The sequence below is a fragment of the Actinomadura gamaensis genome (assembly GCF_042652125.1).
GTDB lineage: Bacteria > Actinomycetota > Actinomycetes > Streptosporangiales > Streptosporangiaceae > Spirillospora > Spirillospora gamaensis.
On the sequence record NZ_JBHSIT010000012.1, the window covers coordinates 152,130 to 168,174 of the forward strand.

Here is a 16,045-nt window from a genome sequence, read left to right on the forward strand (position 1 = left end):
TCAGGTTCCTTCCGGAAGGGTGAGGGCGGCGCGCAGCTTCCGGCGCGCCCGGTTGAGGCGGGAGCCGACCGTCCCGTACGGGATGCCGAGCGCTACGGCCACCTCGTCGTGGCTGAGGTCGGCGAGCGCCACCAGCAGCAGCACGTCGCGCTCCTTGGCCGAGAGCGCGCGCAGCGCGGCGGCCAGCTCGGGCTTGATCACCTGCGCGTCCACGGCCGAGGCGACCCGGTCCTCGTCACCACCGTGCGGACGGTCCGCGCCGAGCCGGGACAGCGCGCGGTAGCGGCGCTCCTCGGTGCGGCGATGCTGGGCGACGAGCCGGGTGGCGATGCCGAACAGCCACGCCCGCAGCGCGCCGCGCGCCGGGTCGAAGTCGGCGCGGCGGCGGAACGCCGTCAGGAACGTCTCGGCCGCGACGTCGTCGGCGGGCTGCGGCCCGAGCCGTCCGTGGACGTACCGGTAGACCGCGGCGTAGTGCCGGTCGTACACGCCGGTGAACCGCTCGGGCTCGGCGAGGGAGGCCGCGACGATCCGCGCGTCGTCGTCCACGTCCGGTGGGGCGGTCATGGCACGGAGGTCCTTCCGGTCGGTGACAGTTGTATTCCGCCGCTGGACCGGATCGCTTTCGGCGGATCGCGAGACTTCGACCGGAAAAGTTCGTGCCCCGCGTCGCCGAGGACGCGGGGCACGAGAAGGACCAGGCCCGTCAGAAGGGAAGCTTCGCAGCTGCGTTAGAGGGAAGCTCCCGCAGGTGCGTTAGAGGGGAAGCTTCGCGAGTGCGTTAGAAGGGAAGCTTCGACGGAGGCTGCGGCTTGGTGTCGGTCCAGCCCGCCTTGCGCAGGATCCAGTAGTTGATCACCGAGCCGGGCTTGCGGGCGGCGTACGGGCCGCCCGGCTGGACCAGCACGAGCTGGTCGGACAGCAGGTCGCCGGTCGCCGGGTCGAAGACCAGCTCGTCCCGCGCGGTGTAGGTGCCCTGCTCCTCCTTCGGCGCGCCGTACTCGCCGGTGATCGTCGCCGTCCGCGGGTCGATCGTGAGCGCGACGCCCTTGCGGCCGAGCGGGTCCACGGCGCCGTCCAGCGTGCGGATGCCGGGCTCCTTGGCGAGCGCGCGCATGAGCCCGGCGCGCACCTTGGGCGGGAGCGGCATGTCCTTGAGGGCGTCACCGGTGATCAGCAGCTTGTCCCGGGGGCCCGCCGGCCTGTAGACCTTTCCGGCCTTCCGCTTCTCCTCCGCGATCTTGCCACCCCATCCCGGCCTCTCCGGGTGGAAGAACAGCTTGGCGAGGGCGTCCGGATCGGTGGGCAGGGCCGCGATCTGCTGCGGGGTCAGCGTGCCGGGCGGGCCGGTGAACGTGCCGCCCCCGCCCTGGCCCGCCGGGTCGTCCTGCCAGGCCGTCGCCTTCGCCTTGTAGACGTAGTAGTGGTCGTTGGACCAGACCCGGAAGGACGTCGGCGAACCGGCGCGCTTCCATGCCGGGATGTCGTCGGCCGTCGCCGGACGGGCCGGCAGGTCGCGGCCGAGGAACGCCGAACCGTACTTCTTGTCCGCCCCGGTGAACTGGAACGTCTCGCTGTGCGCGCCGATGATCGCGTACGTGCCGGTCTTCGGACGCTGCATGTACGACTGGCCCTGGATCTGGTCGGAGTACCAGTACCTTCCGGTCGGCAGAAGCTCGGCCTTGGCCGCGACCTGCATGAACGCCTCGTGTCCGGACGCGTCCGGCGCGGACCCGGCACCGTGGCCCGGGCCGTGGCCGGACGGCGCGTCCCCCTGGCCGGACGCGACGATGACGGCCGCGGCGGCCGTTCCGGCGGCGAGCAGGCCGACGCCGACTCGCATCCTCCAGCCGCCGAACCAGCCGCCGAACCGGCCGCCGAACCGGCCGGCGGCGCGGCCGGCAGGGCGGCGGCGCACCGACGTGACCGGCGCGTCGCCCTCCGCCTTGATGAGCGCGTCGAGCTGGGCGAAGGCCGTGCTCGTCTCCTCTTCGGTGGGTGGCCGGGGCGAGCCGTAGGCGTCGCGGACCATCCGGATCTCATCCATGGTCGTCCTCCTGAGCGTGCATCGGATTGGTTCCGCCGAGCGCCTCGCGCAGTTTCCTTCGAGCCCGGCTCAGCCGCGAGCCGACCGTTCCGTAGGGGATCTCCAGCGCCGCCGCGACCTCCTGGTGGCTGAGCTCGGCCAGCGCGACCAGCAGCAGCACGTCCCGGTCGCCGTCCGGCAGGTCGGCGAGCGCCGCGGCGAGCGCGCCGCGCAGCCCGGCGGCGTCCACGGCGACGTGGACCCGCTCGGCGTGCCCCTCGGCGTCCGGTTCGGGGCCGAGGCGGGCGCGGGCGCGCAGCGCGCGGACCTCGGCCCGGCGCTGCTTGCCGATCAGGTTGGTGGCGATGCCGTACAGCCAGGTCCGGACGGACGCGCGGGACGGGTCGTAGCGGTGCCGCACCCGGAACGCCTCCAGGAACGTCTGCGCGGCGACGTCGCCCGCGGCGTCCGGGCCGAGGCGGCGGGCCGCGTAGCCGTGGATCTCCGCGTGGTAGGCGTCGAAGATCGCGCCGAAGCGCTCCGGCTGCGTCCTGGACTGGGTCAGCACGGCCGAATCGTCGCCCCGGGACTGGGCGACGAGGGACTCCCGTGTCATGTGGGGGCCTTTCCGTGGCGCGGGTGGCGGTCGTCACGTATCACCCGAAGCCCCTGGAGGCTTTCACGCGCCCTGCGGCGTACGTCCGACTCCTCCTGGAGCGGGGGCTTTGCTCGTCCTTGAGGAGGGTCCGTCCCTGAGAAACCCGGAGACCGGGAACGGGAATAGGGCGCTCAGACGTCCTGTTGGGTGAGACGTCAGCAAAGTTGAGTCCGATCGACTCAAGTCATTTGACAAGAGATCCCTCGGACGGCACCCTGGCAGAAGCGGAAGACTCGCGCCGGACGCGGGGCCGCCCCCGGCCCGCCGCACCGGCGAACGGCTAGACGAGATCCACGGAGGACGAGACATGGGACGTGCGGTCGGCATCGACCTCGGGACGACCAACTCGGTCGTCGCGATTCTGGAGGGCGGCGAGCCCACGGTGATCGCCAACGCGGAGGGGTCGCGGACCACGCCGTCCGTCGTCGCCTTCGCCAAGAACGGCGAGGTCCTCGTCGGTGAGGTGGCCAAGCGCCAGGCCGTCACCAACGTTGACCGCACCATCCGGTCGGTCAAGCGCGAGATGGGCACCGACTGGAAGAAGAAGATCGACGACAAGGAGTTCACGCCGCAGCAGATCTCGGCGTTCGTGCTCCAGAAGCTCAAGCGGGACGCCGAGGCCTACCTCGGCGAGTCGGTGACCGACGCGGTCATCACCGTGCCCGCCTACTTCTCCGACCACCAGCGCCAGGCCACCAAGGAGGCCGGCCAGATCGCGGGGCTGAACGTCCTGCGCATCATCAACGAGCCGACCTCGGCGGCGCTGGCCTACCACCTGGAGAAGGAGAACGAGGCCACCATCCTGGTCTTCGACCTCGGCGGCGGCACCTTCGACGTGTCCCTGCTGGAGGTCGGCGACGGCGTGGTCGAGGTCAAGGCGACCTCGGGCGACAACCACCTCGGCGGCGACGACTGGGACAACAAGGTCGTCGAGTGGCTGGTCGAGCGGTTCAAGAACGCCAACGGCGTCGACCTGTCCAAGGACAAGATGGCCCTGCAGCGGCTCCGCGAGGCCGCCGAGAAGGCCAAGATCGAGCTGTCCAGCTCGTCCGAGACGCAGATCAACCTGCCCTACATCACCGCCTCGGCGGAGGGCCCGCTGCACCTGGACGAGAAGCTCACCCGCGCCGAGTTCCAGCGCCTCACCAGCGACCTGCTCGAGCGCACCAAGGAGCCGTTCCAGAACGTGCTCAAGGACGCCGGCATCACCGTCGGCGACATCGACCAGGTCGTCCTGGTCGGCGGCTCGACCCGCATGCCCGCCGTCTCCGACATGGTCAAGGAGCTGACCGGCGGCAAGGAGCCCAACAAGGGCGTCAACCCCGACGAGGTCGTCGCCATCGGCGCGTCCCTCCAGGCGGGCGTCCTGAAGGGCGAGGTGAAGGACGTCCTGCTGCTGGACGTCACCCCGCTGTCGCTCGGCATCGAGACCAAGGGCGGCATCTTCACCAAGATCATCGAGCGCAACACCACGATCCCGACCAAGCGCTCGGAGACCTTCACCACGGCCGACGACAACCAGCCGTCGGTGGAGATCCAGGTCTACCAGGGCGAGCGCGAGATCGCGGCGTACAACAAGAAGCTCGGCACCTTCCAGCTGACCGGCCTGCCCCCGGCGCCGCGCGGCGTCCCGCAGATCGAGGTCACCTTCGACATCGACGCGAACGGCATCGTGAACGTCTCCGCGAAGGACCTCGGCACCGGCAAGGAGCAGTCGATGGTCATCACCGGCGGCTCGGCGCTGCCGAAGGACGACATCAACCGCATGATGCAGGAGGCCGAGCAGTACGCCGAGGAGGACCGCAAGCGCAAGGAGGAGGCCGAGGTCCGCAACCAGGCCGACACCCTCGCGTACTCGACCGAGAAGTTCCTCCGCGAGAACGGCGACAAGGTGCCGGACGAGCTGAAGACCGAGGTCGAGGCCGGCGTCGCCGAGGTGAAGAAGGCCCTGGAGGGCACCGACGTCGAGGCCATCAAGACCGCGGCCGACAAGCTCGCCCAGACCAGCCAGAAGATGGGCGCGGCCATGTACGCCCAGAACCCGGAGGGCGCGGCCCAGCCGGGCGGCGAGCAGGCCGGCGGCGCGGGCGCGCAGCAGCCGCAGGACGACGAGGTCGTCGACGCCGAGATCGTGGACGACGACAAGCCGAAGGGTGACGCCAAGTGACCTCACCCCGTGAGGAGCACGACGGCCCGGTGATCCGCGACCGGCGGCGCATCGACCCCGAGACGGGCGAGGTCCGGGACGCCGGGACGGGCGAGCAGCCCGCCCCGGCCCCCGGAGGCGCCGGCGAGGCCGGTGGCGGGGAGGCCGCCGAGTTCGAGAAGCAGCTGGCCGAGCGCACCGCCGACCTGCAGCGGCTCAAGGCCGAGTACGACAACTACCGCAAGCGCGTCGAGCGCGACCGCGTCGCGGTCCGCGAGCAGGCGCTCGCGAGCGTGCTCGCCGAGCTGCTACCGGTGCTGGACGACATCGGCCGGGCGCGCGACCACAACGAGCTGACCGGCGGGTTCAAGTCGGTCGCCGAGGCGCTGGAGGCGGCGACCGGCAAGCTCGGCCTGGAACGCTTCGGCGAGAAGGGCGAGCCCTTCGACCCGACCGTGCACGAGGCGCTGATGCACGCCTACTCGGCCGACGTGACCGAGACCAGCGTCGCGGACGTCCTCCAGCCGGGCTACCGGATCGGCGAGCGCGTCCTGCGCCCCGCGCGGGTCGCGGTCGCCGAGCCGCAGGAGCCCTCCGCCGACGCCGAGCAGGGCGACGACGACCAGGGCGAGTGACACCCCCGCCCGCCGCGGCCCGCACGGCACGGCGAGCAGCCCGTCCGGCCCGGTCGGCGCGCCCGGCGACTCGACCGGCACGGCCGGCGGCTCGGCCGGCACGACCGGCTCGACCGGCACGGCCGGCAGCTTGACCGGCTCGCCCGGTTCGACCGGCGGCCGCGGCGGCCCGGGCGGGCGCACGGCGATCGGCACGACCCGTTCCGGGCCGTCCTCCCACCGCGAACGCGCGGGGCGGACGGCCCGGAACCCCCACCGGCAGACGAAGAAAGACGCGGAAGGCGAGGATCTGTGAGCACCAAGGACTACCTCGAGAAGGACTACTACAAGGTCCTCGGTGTCTCGAAGAACGCCTCGCAGGACGAGATCAAGAAGGCTTACCGCAAGCTCGCCCAGCAGTACCACCCGGACCGCAACAAGGGCGACGCCGACGCCGAGGAGAGGTTCAAGGAGGTCTCCGAGGCGAACAGCGTCCTGGCGGACGAGAAGCGCCGCAAGGAGTACGACCAGGTCCGCTCGATGCCGAGCGGCTTCCGGGGCGCCGGCGGCGGGCAGGGCGGCGGCTTCGGTTTCGACCTGGGAGACCTCTTCGGGCAGGGCGCGCCGGGCGGCGCCGGGCAGGGCGGCGCCGGCGAGCGCATCGGGGACATCTTCGGCGGCCTGTTCAACCGCGGCGGCACGCGCACCGGCGCCGGCACGCGCCGCGCCCGCCGCGGCGCGGACGTCGAGACCGAGGTGACGCTGTCGTTCGGGCGGTCCATGAACGGCGTGACGGTGCCGCTGAAGCTGACCAGCGAGGCGGCCTGCCCCACCTGCCACGGCACCGGCGCGAAGGCGGGCACCACCCCCCGGGTGTGCCCCAACTGCGAGGGCACCGGGCAGGAGACCCGCAACCTCGGCAACTTCGGGTTCAGCGAGCCGTGCCACGTGTGCCACGGCCGCGGCCTGGTCGTGGACGACCCGTGCCAGACCTGCCACGGCAGCGGCCGGGCGACCGGGACCCGCACCATCCAGGCCCGCATCCCGGCGGGCGTCGCCGACGGGCAGAAGATCCGGCTCAAGGGCAAGGGCGCGCCCGGCGAGAACGGCGGCCCGTCCGGCGACCTGTACGTGAACATCAAGGTCAAGCCGCACAAGGTGTTCGGCCGCAGCGGCGACAACCTCACCCTGACCGTCCCCGTGACGTTCCCCGAGGCCGCGCTCGGCGCGGAGATCAAGGTGCCGACGTTCCAGGGGCAGCCGGTCACGCTGCGCATCCCGGAGGGCACGCCCAACGGGCGGACGTTCCGGGTGCGGGGCCGTGGCGCGCCGCGCCGGGACGGCACCAAGGGCGACCTGCTCGTCACGGTGGACGTCCAGGTGCCGAACAAGCTCGACGACCAGACGCGGGCGGCGCTGGAGGCGTTGCGCGCCTCCGGCGCGGGCGACGACCTGCGCAGCGAGGTGCTCCAGCAGGCCAGGGAGGAGTAGGTGCCCCATGGACCCCTTCGGCGATGACACGCCGGTCTACGTGATCTCGGTGGCAGCGCAGCTGTCCGGGCTGCACCCGCAGACCCTGCGCACCTACGACCGGCTGGGCCTGGTGTCGCCCGGCCGCACGCAGGGCCGGGGACGCCGCTACTCCATGCGCGACATCGTGATGCTGCGCGAGATCCAGCGGCTCTCGCAGGACGAGGGCATCAACCTGTCGGGCATCAAGCACATCCTGGAACTGCAGCGGGAGAACGCGCGGCTGAACGACGAGCTCCAGCGCGCGCGGGAGGCCGTGCGGGACCTGGCCAACGAACTCGAATCGACCCGCGCGGTCGCGGCGCGCCTCGCGCAGCAGCGGCGGCACGGTGAATCCGGCGACGCTCCGGGGGGAGACCTGGTGCCGATCCGCGCGACGAGCGTGGTGGTCTGGCACGAGCGGGGCCGGGAGCAGTGAGGGGATAACCGAAGATGGACTACAAGCTCACCCAGAAGTCCCAGGAGGCGGTGTCGCTCGCGGTGCGCCGCGCCGCCGCCGAGGGCAACCCGCAGGTCGAGCCGCAGCACCTGCTCGCGGCGCTGATCCAGCTCACCGACGGTACGGCCGTCCCGCTGCTGGAGGCGGTCGGCGCGGACTGGAAGGCCGTCCGCGCCCGCAACGAGGAGCAGCTCGCGGGACTGCCGAAGGCGGCCGGCTCGACCGTGTCGTCCCCGCAGATGTCCCGGCAGCTGATCGTCGCGGTGAACACCGCCGCGAACCGCGCCCGGCAGCTGGAGGACGAGTACGTCTCCACCGAGCACCTGCTCGTCGGCCTCGCCGCCGACGGCGGGCCCGTCGCCGGGCTGCTGAAGGACGCCGGGGCCACCCCGAACGCGCTGCTGGAGGCGTTCGAGAAGGTGCGCGGGCACGCCCGCGTCACCTCCGAGAACCCCGAGGAGACCTACCAGGCGCTGGAGAAGTACGGCGTCGACCTCACCGCCGCCGCGCGCGAGGGCAAGCTCGACCCGGTGATCGGCCGCGACACCGAGATCCGGCGGGTCGTCCAGGTGCTGTCCCGGCGCACCAAGAACAACCCGGTGCTGATCGGCGAGCCCGGCGTCGGCAAGACCGCCGTCGTGGAGGGCCTCGCCCAGCGGATCGTCGCCGGCGACGTCCCGTCGTCGCTGCGCGACAAGACGCTCGTCGCGCTCGACCTCGGCGCGATGGTCGCGGGCGCGAAGTACCGCGGCGAGTTCGAGGAGCGGCTGAAGGCCGTCCTGAACGAGATCAAGGAGTCGAACGGGCAGGTCGTCACGTTCATCGACGAGCTGCACACGGTCGTCGGCGCGGGCGCGGCCGAGGGCGCGATGGACGCGGGCAACATGCTCAAGCCGATGCTGGCCCGCGGCGAGCTGCGCATGATCGGCGCGACCACGCTGGACGAGTACCGCGAGCACATCGAGAAGGACCCGGCCCTCGAACGCCGGTTCCAGCAGGTGTTCGTGGGCGAGCCGTCCGTCGAGGACACCGTCGCGATCCTGCGCGGGCTCAAGGGCCGCTACGAGGCGCACCACAAGGTGCAGATCAACGACTCGGCCCTGGTCGCCGCGGCGACGCTGTCCGACCGGTACATCACCTCCCGGTTCCTGCCGGACAAGGCGATCGACCTGGTGGACGAGGCGGCGTCCCGGCTGCGCATGGAGATCGACTCCCGGCCGGTCGAGATCGACGAGCTGCAGCGCTCGGTCGACCGGCTGAAGATGGAGGAGATGGCGCTCGCCAAGGAGACCGACGAGGCGTCCAAGCAGCGCCTCGAACGGCTCCGCAAGGACCTTGCCGACAAGCAGGAGCACCTGAACGTCCTGAACTCCCGCTGGGAGAAGGAGAAGGCCGGGCTGAACCGCGTCGGCGAGATCAAGGAGCGCATCGACGCGCTGCGCAGCGAGGCCGAGCGCGCCCAGCGCGACGGCGACTACGAGACCGCGTCCCGGCTCACCTACGCCGAGATCCCGCAGCTCGAGAAGGAGCTCGCGGAGGCCTCCGCGGAGGAGACCGACAGCGCCGACTCCATGGTGAAGGAGGAGGTCGGGCCGGACGACGTCGCCGACGTCGTGGCGTCCTGGACGGGCATCCCCGCCGGGCGCCTCCTGGAGGGCGAGACCGCCAAGCTGCTGCGGATGGAGGACGAGCTCGGCAAGCGGCTCATCGGCCAGCGCACCGCCGTGCAGGCCGTGTCGGACGCCGTCCGCCGCGCCCGCGCGGGCATCGCCGACCCGGACCGCCCGACCGGATCGTTCCTGTTCCTCGGCCCGACCGGCGTCGGCAAGACCGAGCTGGCCAAGGCGCTCGCCGAGTTCCTGTTCGACGACGAGCGCGCCATGACCCGCATCGACATGTCGGAGTACTCCGAGAAGCACGCGGTGGCCCGCCTCGTCGGCGCGCCCCCCGGCTACGTCGGCTACGAGGAGGGCGGCCAGCTCACCGAGGCCGTCCGGCGGCGCCCGTACTCGGTCGTCCTGCTGGACGAGGTGGAGAAGGCGCACCCCGAGGTCTTCGACATCCTGCTCCAGGTGCTCGACGACGGCCGCCTCACCGACGGCCAGGGCCGCACGGTGGACTTCCGGAACACCATCCTGATCCTGACGTCCAACATCGGCTCGCAGTTCCTGGTGGACCCGACGCTCGAACCGGACGCCAAGCGCGAGGCGGTCATGACGGCCGTCCGCACCTCGTTCAAGCCGGAGTTCCTGAACCGGCTGGACGACGTGATCGTGTTCGACGCGCTGTCCACCGACGAGCTCACCCGGATCGTCGATCTCCAGGTGGACCGGCTGGCCCGGCGGCTCGCCGACCGCCGCCTCCACCTCACGGTGACCGAGGCGGCCCGCGAGTGGCTGGCCCTGACCGGCTACGACCCGCTCTACGGCGCCCGCCCGCTCCGCCGCCTCGTCCAGACGGCCATCGGCGACCGCCTCGCCAAGGAGCTCCTGGCCGGCGAGATCCAGGACGGCGACGACGTCCTCGTCGACCTCGACGAGGCCGCCGACTCCCTCACCGTCACCCCGGCCCGCCCCCTGGCCACCGCCTGACCCATCTCACGGGCGGCCCCGCTCTTCGAGCGGGCCGCCCGTGGTGTGCGGCGGGGCGTGTGGTCCGGATGGTGGAGGGGTCAGGCTTCGGGGCGGAGTTCTTCGGTGGCTTCCTGGAAGGCGTCGGCGGCGCGGGCGAAGTAGTCGAACAGCAGGGCCTGCTGCTCGGGCGTGTAGCCCTGGATGATCGCGCCGATCTTCCGCCGGACCGGGGCCAGGGCCTCGTCGAGGCCGGAGGGCTGGGCGACCAGCTCGACGATGACCTTGCGGCGGTCGTCGGCGTCCGGGACGCGCCGCACGTATCCGGCCTGTTCGAGCCGGTCGACCAGGCGGGTCGTGGGCCCGGTCGTCAGCCCGGCCCGGCGTCCCAGCTCGCCGGGCGTCAGGGACCCGTGCAGCTTGAGGATGTTCAGCGCGTACAGATCCGTCGCGCCCAGGTCGACCGCCTTCGCGCTCGCCTGCCCGTGCAGCATCAACGCGCTCATGTACCGCTGGTAGACCGCCGACGGATCCGCACTCCGGCTCAAGCCCGTCCCCTTTCACCACGTCACAAAAGAAAAATCTCCAAGGAAGCTACTTCGCCAGGGAAGTTACCACGTCTCGCCGTGGCCGGCTCGTACGTGCGCGGCAGGGCGCGTGACATGGCGGGGATCAGGGACGGGCGAGGGTGGCTTCCAATCCGTCGAGGAAGCGGGCCAGGCCGTAGTCGAACTCGTCCTGCGGGATCGACTGGGCGGGTTCGGTCGCGGGGTGGGCGTCGCGCTGGGCCGCGTAGAGCCTGGCGAGGCGCGGGTTGTTCGCCATGGCGTAGTCCATGGCGGGACGGATCTGCTCCAGCCACTCCTCCTCGGTCTGTCCGCTGCGCGCCAGGGCCAGGAGCCAGGCGGCCTCGGACACCGTCCAGCCGATGACGTAGGCGAACAGCGCCTTCACGGCGCGGTTGCCCTCCAGCAGCGAGAACCCCGCCTCCTCCATCAAGCCGAGCATCTCCTCGGTCAGGCCGGTGACGTTCGGGCCGAGGTAGGTGGAGCCGACGAGGCCGAGGATGGGCGCGATCCACGGGTGGCGCAGGATCATGTCGCGCATCTCGTGCGCCAGGACTGCGATCGCCCGCCGCCACTCGGCGGGGTCGTCGAGTGACGGGACGCGCAGCTCACCGTAGATCTCGTCCACCACGAGTTCGAGCAGCTGGTCCTTGTTGGCGACGTGCCGGTAGAGGGACGTCGCGCCCGCGTTGAGGGCCTGGCCGAGCTTGCGCATGCTCAGCGCGTCGACGCCCTCGGCGTCCAGCAGCTTGATCGCTTCGGTGACGATCTGCTCCCGGCTCAGTGCCGGGCGCGCGCTCCGGCTTTTTTCCGGACGCGCCCAGACCGAGGGAACGACCTGCTCATCGGCCATCTGCGGCCTCCTTTCGGGATCGCGTCCAGTCTAGCGCACACCGTACCCACTTGCGCACAGCGTTCCGCTGTGCGTACGGTGTTCCCATCGACGCGCACACTGTACGCAGCACGGCACGGGAGACGAGATGAACCGCAACCCACGACGCTGGTGGATCCTGGTGGTGCTCTGCCTGAGCACCCTGGTCCTGGTGATCGACAACATGGCGCTGAACGTGGCGATCCCGCCGCTCACCAAGGACCTCGGGGCCAGTGCCCAGGACATCCAGTGGATCCTGGACTCCTACATCCTGGTCTTCGCGGGCCTGCTGCTCACCGCGGGCAGCCTGTCCGACCGGTTCGGCCGCCGCCGGGTGATGATCGTCGGGCTGGCCCTGTTCGGCGTCGCGTCGCTGGTGGCCACGCTCGCCGGATCGCCGGAGATGCTGATCGCCGCGCGGACGGTGATGGGCGTCGGCGGCGCGCTGGTGCTGCCGAGCACCCTGTCGATCCTGATCACGGTGTTCGACGAGGACGAGCGGCCGAAGGCGATGGCCGCGTGGGGCGCGGTCTCCATGGTCGGCCTCGTCGGCGGCCCGGTCGCCGGCGGCGTGCTCATCGCGCACTTCTGGTGGGGCGCCGTGTTCCTGATCAACGTGCCGATCGCCGCCGTGTCGATCCTCGCCGCCGCCACCCTGATGCCCGAGTCCAAGGGGCCGTGGCGCAGGCCCGACCCGCTGGGCATGGTGCTGTCGGTCGTCGGCATGGTCGCCCTGGTCTGGACGATCATCGAGTACCCGAAGGACGGCATGGACGCCCGCACCTTCGCCGGTGGCGCGGTCGCCCTCGCCGCCCTGGCCTGCTTCGTGGCGTGGGAGCTCCGCGTCGAGTCCCCGATGGTCCCGCTGAGCCTGTTCCGCGACCGCGACTTCGCCGGCGGCAGCCTCTCCCTCACGCTCGTCGAGATCGGCAACGGCGGCCTGCTCCTCGCACTCACCCAGTACCTGCAGTTCGTCCTCGGCTACTCCCCTCTGAAGACCGGTCTGTCCTTCATCCCGGTCGCGATCGCCGCCCTGCTGTTCAACGGCCTCGGCGCGAGCCTGGTCGGCAGGCTCGGCAACAAGGTCACCGCCGTCGCCGGCCTGCTGGTCGTGGCCGCCGGGTTCGGCACCCTCGCGACCGTCGCCCCCGGCGACGGCTACTGGCCCGTCGCGGTCGGCCTGTTCCTGATGGGCGCGGGCAGCGGCCTGTCGATGCCCGCCACCATCGGCGCGCTGATGGGCGCGGTGCCCGCCGAGCACGCCGGGGTCGGCTCGGCCCTGAACGACACCATCCAGCAGGCCGGTGCCGCGCTCGGCGTCGCCCTGCTCGGCACGGTCCTGACCAGCGCCTACGGGGCCGCGATGCCCGCGGACGCCCCCGAGCAGGCCAGGAAGTCCATCGGCGACGCCCTCGCCGTCGCCTCCCGCACCGGCGACACCGGCCTCGTCCACGAGGCGCGGGACGCCTTCACCACCGCATTGGGCACCACCTTCCTCGCCAGCCTGACCGGAGTCGTCGCCGCGACCGTCCTCGCCCTGTTCGTCCTGCGCGGTCGGCGCACCCCCGGCACCGCCTCGAACACCGACCCGGACACCGGCGATGTCCCGGACGCCGGTGCCGGGACCGTCGGATCCGCCGACGGTTCCTCGGCCACCGTCCAAGCCTGACCGGACGGCACGCCCTCTGGAAAGCCGGGCGCCGATCTGTGGATAACTCCGGCCGAGCCGCCGACCGCCCCCGTGGTCGGCGGCTCGGCTCAGCGCTGCGCGTGGCGCGCGACGGCCTGCTGGGCGATCCTTTGGACGGGGTTCGGCGGCGGAGGAAGGACGCCCGCCACAAAGACCGTCCCTACGAGAGCTCCGATGAGGATCGCTCGGCGCGGACGGATTTCGGTGCGGCTGTGCTGGCTCATGTCATCGAATCTAGGGATGCGCGTATGAAGACGACATGGGACCAGCACCCCGAACAGGAGGTGGGGCCAGCCCCACCATCACCGAGTAGGTGTACCTAGTCCGCAGCCGTACGGCAGCGGTTTCGCACCGAGTACAAAGGGGTCGTGCCTGTACTGATCGCTCCTGACACCCGGTTCCGAATCTCGTTTCTCGCCGCGATGGAAGAAATCCGAGCAGAAGGCCGTGGCGCGCCCGACGATGACACTTCGCTAGGGCGAGAGCTCCGCGCCTACACCGGCCAGTGGGACGACCCGGAACCGTTCAGCAGGTACGTCGAGTACGTCCGTTCACTCGCACTGGACGAGACGCCACGCCCGCCCGCGCACGTCCCCACGACCGTCCTGTGGTGGGTGGACGGGGACGAGTTCCTGGGACGGCTGACCATCCGCCATCGGCTGACGCAGTGGCTGCTCGATGTGGGCGGGCACATCGGTTACGACGTCCGGCCCACCGCGCGCCGCCGTGGACACGCCACCGCGATGCTGCGGGCGGCCCTTCCCGTCGCGCGCGATCTCGGCATCGACCCCGCGCTCGTCACGTGTGACGCTGACAACACTCCGTCACGGCTCGTCATCGAGAGGAACGGTGGCGTTCTGGAGGACCGTCGCGGGATCAAGCTGCGCTATTGGGTTCCCTGCTCTCACGCGTCCTGACAGTTCCGTCTTTTCCCTGCTCTCACCATGGCGGATCGACCGGGTAAGTCGAACTTGCCAAACCATGGACGGGGATGGCTCGCATCCAGTAGAGAGGCGAGTTATGACCGCATTGGTACTGGGACCTCTTCTCCGGCATGTCGGCGAGCGCACCGCGACGGTGTGGGTGGAGACCGACCGTCCGTGCCGGGTGCTCGTGCGCGCGGGGGAGGTGGAGGCCGCGGCGGAGACCTTCGCCGTCCACGCGCATCACTTCGCCCTCGTCGAGGTCGAGGGACTCGCTCCCGGCGCGCGCGTCCCGTACCAGGTCGAACTGGACGGCGAGCAAGTCTGGCCCGAAGAAGGCTCGGAGTTCCCGCCCAGCCAGTTGCGCACGCTCGACACGTCCGGCACGTTGCGCGTCTCGTTCGGATCGTGTCGCCGCTCCCCCGACCGCGAGGGCAAGCACGGCCACGACACCCTCGCCGCTCTCGCGCATCACCTCACGCGAGCGAACGCGGCATGGCCCGACCTCCTCCTGATGGTCGGCGACCAGGTCTACGCGGACGAACTGGACCCGGCCATGCGCGAGATCGTGCGCGCGCGACGCGGCATCCAAGACAGCGCTCCCCCAAGGCTCGGAACCACCACACCCGCAAACAGCACGTCCGCAGACAGCGCGAGCGCGCACGGCGCGTCTGCAGACGGCCCGGCTACACGCGGCATGGGCGCGCTTGGCGCGTCTGCCAGCTCTCTTGTCGGGGGCACGGCCTCCGGCGGCGCTGCGCTTGACGAACCGAAGCCGAGTCACGCCGCCGCCGAAGGGTGTCCGGCAGATGAGATCGCGGACTTCGAGGAGTACACGCACCTCTACCGGCTCGCCTGGCGCGAGGATCCGGCCGTCCGGTGGCTGCTCTCCACGGTGCCCACGCTCACGGTCTTCGACGACCACGACATCCGGGACGACTGGAACACGTCCTACACGTGGCGGCAGCAGATGTGGGCGCTGCCGTGGTGGCGGGAGCGCATCGTCGGCGGCATCGGCTCGTACTGGGTGTACCAGCACCTCGGCAACCTCTCGCCCGAAGGGCGCGCGGCGCACGACGTGTACGAGGCCGTCCGCGCGGCGTCCGCGAACAGCGGCGACGGCGGCAAGGTGCTGGACGAGTTCGCCGAGCGCGCGGACCGCCAGCCCGCCACGGCCCACTGGAGCTACGCGCACGACCTCGGACGCACCCGCCTGGTCGTCGTGGACAGCCGGTGCTCGCGGCTGCTGACGCCCGAGCGGCGCGGCATGCTCGACGACGAGGAGTTCGACTGGCTGGACGGGCGGCTCCAGGGGGACGTCGATCACCTGCTCGTCGCGTCGTCCCTCCCGTACCTGCTCACGCCCGCCATCCACCACGCCGAGTCCTGGAACGAGGCCGTCGCGGAGGGCGCGTGGGGCACGCGCGCCGCGGGTGTCGGGGAGAAGATCCGCCAGGCCGCCGACCTGGAGCACTGGGCCGCGTTCGAGCGGTCGTTCCGGGAGGTCGCGAACGACGTCATCGCCGTCGCGCGCGGCGAGCGCGGTGACCCGCCCGCCACAATCGCCTTTCTCTCGGGTGACGTCCACTACTCCTACATGGCACGTGTCACCGCACCGGACGCGTCGTCCGAAGTCGTGCAGGTCGTGTGCTCGCCGCTCCGCAACCCGCTCCCCAGCAAGTTCCAATGGGCGAACCGCATCGCGTGCGCGCGCGGGATGGGCGTGCCGTTCCGCTGGCTCGCGCGTATGGCGCGCGTCCCGCGTCCTCCGCTGCGCTGGCGCCTCTCGGACGGCCCCTGGTTCAGCAACGCGATCGCCACGGTCGAACTGTCCGGGCGCGACAGTGTCGTCCGCTGGCAGACGCCCAGCACACCGACCGAGCTGACGCAGATCTCGGCCATTCCGATCACCCGATGAGGAGTGTCCGTTCCGCCCCCTCCTGCTCGGAACGGACACCCCCAACGGGCCATCGGCGCCGCACCCCGCCCCCTCCCCGGGGCGAACGGCGCCG

14 protein-coding genes are annotated in these 16,045 nt (G+C 71.4%); 8 read left to right on the forward strand and 6 right to left on the reverse strand.

What is annotated here, in order from left to right; genetic code table 11:
- The 3 genes from ACFPCY_RS34400 to ACFPCY_RS34410 all read right to left on the reverse strand — a co-directional run bounded on the left by ACFPCY_RS34400 (position 1) and on the right by ACFPCY_RS34410 (position 2,642).
- Entirely contained in the window at positions 1–567 is a 567-nt protein-coding gene (locus ACFPCY_RS34400; protein ID WP_378262339.1) for an RNA polymerase sigma factor, read from the reverse strand.
- Between the two features lie 214 nt (positions 568–781).
- Positions 782–2,047, reverse strand: a complete 1,266-nt coding sequence (locus tag ACFPCY_RS34405; RefSeq protein ID WP_378262341.1) for a hypothetical protein — start codon at positions 2,045–2,047, stop codon at positions 782–784.
- On the reverse strand, positions 2,040–2,642 hold the full coding sequence (locus ACFPCY_RS34410) for an RNA polymerase sigma factor (RefSeq protein WP_378262343.1): 603 nt from the start codon (positions 2,640–2,642) through the stop codon (positions 2,040–2,042). Before ACFPCY_RS34410 ends, ACFPCY_RS34405 begins: the two co-directional genes overlap by 8 nt.
- Positions 2,643–2,991: 349 nt before the next feature.
- Here ACFPCY_RS34410 and dnaK point away from each other — a divergent pair, with 349 nt between their 5' ends.
- The 5 genes from dnaK (at position 2,992) to clpB (ending at position 10,004) form a co-directional block, all read left to right on the forward strand.
- Positions 2,992–4,851: a molecular chaperone DnaK gene (gene dnaK, locus ACFPCY_RS34415; RefSeq protein ID WP_378262345.1), complete on the forward strand. Its 1,860-nt coding sequence runs from the start codon at positions 2,992–2,994 to the stop codon at positions 4,849–4,851.
- Positions 4,848–5,465, forward strand: coding sequence for a nucleotide exchange factor GrpE (gene grpE, locus ACFPCY_RS34420; RefSeq protein ID WP_378262347.1), 618 nt, complete (start codon positions 4,848–4,850; stop codon positions 5,463–5,465). Before dnaK ends, grpE begins: the two co-directional genes overlap by 4 nt.
- Positions 5,466–5,756: 291 nt before the next feature.
- A complete protein-coding gene (dnaJ, locus tag ACFPCY_RS34425) occupies positions 5,757–6,935 on the forward strand; it encodes a molecular chaperone DnaJ (protein ID WP_378262349.1) in 1,179 nt (392 codons plus the stop codon).
- A 7-nt stretch (positions 6,936–6,942) separates the two neighbouring features.
- Positions 6,943–7,392 (forward strand): heat shock protein transcriptional repressor HspR, encoded by a 450-nt coding sequence (locus tag ACFPCY_RS34430; protein ID WP_378262351.1) that lies wholly within the window; start codon positions 6,943–6,945, stop codon positions 7,390–7,392.
- A 14-nt stretch (positions 7,393–7,406) separates the two neighbouring features.
- Positions 7,407–10,004, forward strand: a complete 2,598-nt coding sequence (gene clpB / locus ACFPCY_RS34435) for an ATP-dependent chaperone ClpB (RefSeq protein ID WP_378262353.1) — start codon at positions 7,407–7,409, stop codon at positions 10,002–10,004.
- An 80-nt stretch (positions 10,005–10,084) separates the two neighbouring features.
- Here the strand turns inward: clpB and ACFPCY_RS34440 are convergent, their stop codons facing one another.
- On the reverse strand, positions 10,085–10,531 hold the full coding sequence (locus tag ACFPCY_RS34440) for a MarR family winged helix-turn-helix transcriptional regulator (RefSeq protein ID WP_378262355.1): 447 nt from the start codon (positions 10,529–10,531) through the stop codon (positions 10,085–10,087).
- A gap of 124 nt (positions 10,532–10,655) precedes the next feature.
- Complete coding sequence (locus ACFPCY_RS34445) at positions 10,656–11,402, reverse strand: TetR/AcrR family transcriptional regulator (RefSeq protein ID WP_378262357.1); 747 nt, start codon at positions 11,400–11,402, stop codon at positions 10,656–10,658.
- A gap of 127 nt (positions 11,403–11,529) precedes the next feature.
- Between ACFPCY_RS34445 and ACFPCY_RS34450 the strand changes: the two genes are divergently transcribed.
- Positions 11,530–13,089 (forward strand): MFS transporter, encoded by a 1,560-nt coding sequence (locus tag ACFPCY_RS34450; RefSeq protein WP_378262359.1) that lies wholly within the window; start codon positions 11,530–11,532, stop codon positions 13,087–13,089.
- 89 nt (positions 13,090–13,178) lie between these two features.
- Here the strand turns inward: ACFPCY_RS34450 and ACFPCY_RS34455 are convergent, their stop codons facing one another.
- Positions 13,179–13,334 (reverse strand): hypothetical protein, encoded by a 156-nt coding sequence (locus ACFPCY_RS34455; protein ID WP_378262361.1) that lies wholly within the window; start codon positions 13,332–13,334, stop codon positions 13,179–13,181.
- A gap of 144 nt (positions 13,335–13,478) precedes the next feature.
- On the opposite strand from ACFPCY_RS34455, the gene ACFPCY_RS34460 reads away from it, so the two are divergent.
- Complete coding sequence (locus ACFPCY_RS34460) at positions 13,479–14,027, forward strand: GNAT family N-acetyltransferase (RefSeq protein ID WP_378262363.1); 549 nt, start codon at positions 13,479–13,481, stop codon at positions 14,025–14,027.
- A gap of 103 nt (positions 14,028–14,130) precedes the next feature.
- Positions 14,131–15,951, forward strand: coding sequence for a DUF7800 domain-containing protein (locus ACFPCY_RS34465; protein WP_378262365.1), 1,821 nt, complete (start codon positions 14,131–14,133; stop codon positions 15,949–15,951).
- The last annotated feature ends 94 nt before the right edge of the window (positions 15,952–16,045 follow it).

Excerpts from the sequence above, each read along its gene's own strand:
- ACFPCY_RS34400 (WP_378262339.1), bottom strand. The coding sequence starts at position 567 with ATGACCGCCCCACCGGACGTGGACGACGACGCGCGGATCGTCGCGGCC.
- ACFPCY_RS34405 (WP_378262341.1), bottom strand. The coding sequence starts at position 2,047 with ATGGATGAGATCCGGATGGTCCGCGACGCCTACGGCTCGCCCCGGCCA.
- ACFPCY_RS34410 (WP_378262343.1), bottom strand. The coding sequence starts at position 2,642 with ATGACACGGGAGTCCCTCGTCGCCCAGTCCCGGGGCGACGATTCGGCC.
- dnaK (WP_378262345.1), top strand. The coding sequence starts at position 2,992 with ATGGGACGTGCGGTCGGCATCGACCTCGGGACGACCAACTCGGTCGTC.
- ACFPCY_RS34430 (WP_378262351.1), top strand. The coding sequence starts at position 6,943 with ATGGACCCCTTCGGCGATGACACGCCGGTCTACGTGATCTCGGTGGCA.
- clpB (WP_378262353.1), top strand. The coding sequence starts at position 7,407 with ATGGACTACAAGCTCACCCAGAAGTCCCAGGAGGCGGTGTCGCTCGCG.
- ACFPCY_RS34445 (WP_378262357.1), bottom strand. The coding sequence starts at position 11,402 with ATGGCCGATGAGCAGGTCGTTCCCTCGGTCTGGGCGCGTCCGGAAAAA.
- ACFPCY_RS34450 (WP_378262359.1), top strand. The coding sequence starts at position 11,530 with ATGAACCGCAACCCACGACGCTGGTGGATCCTGGTGGTGCTCTGCCTG.
- ACFPCY_RS34455 (WP_378262361.1), bottom strand. The coding sequence starts at position 13,334 with ATGAGCCAGCACAGCCGCACCGAAATCCGTCCGCGCCGAGCGATCCTC.
- ACFPCY_RS34465 (WP_378262365.1), top strand. The coding sequence starts at position 14,131 with ATGACCGCATTGGTACTGGGACCTCTTCTCCGGCATGTCGGCGAGCGC.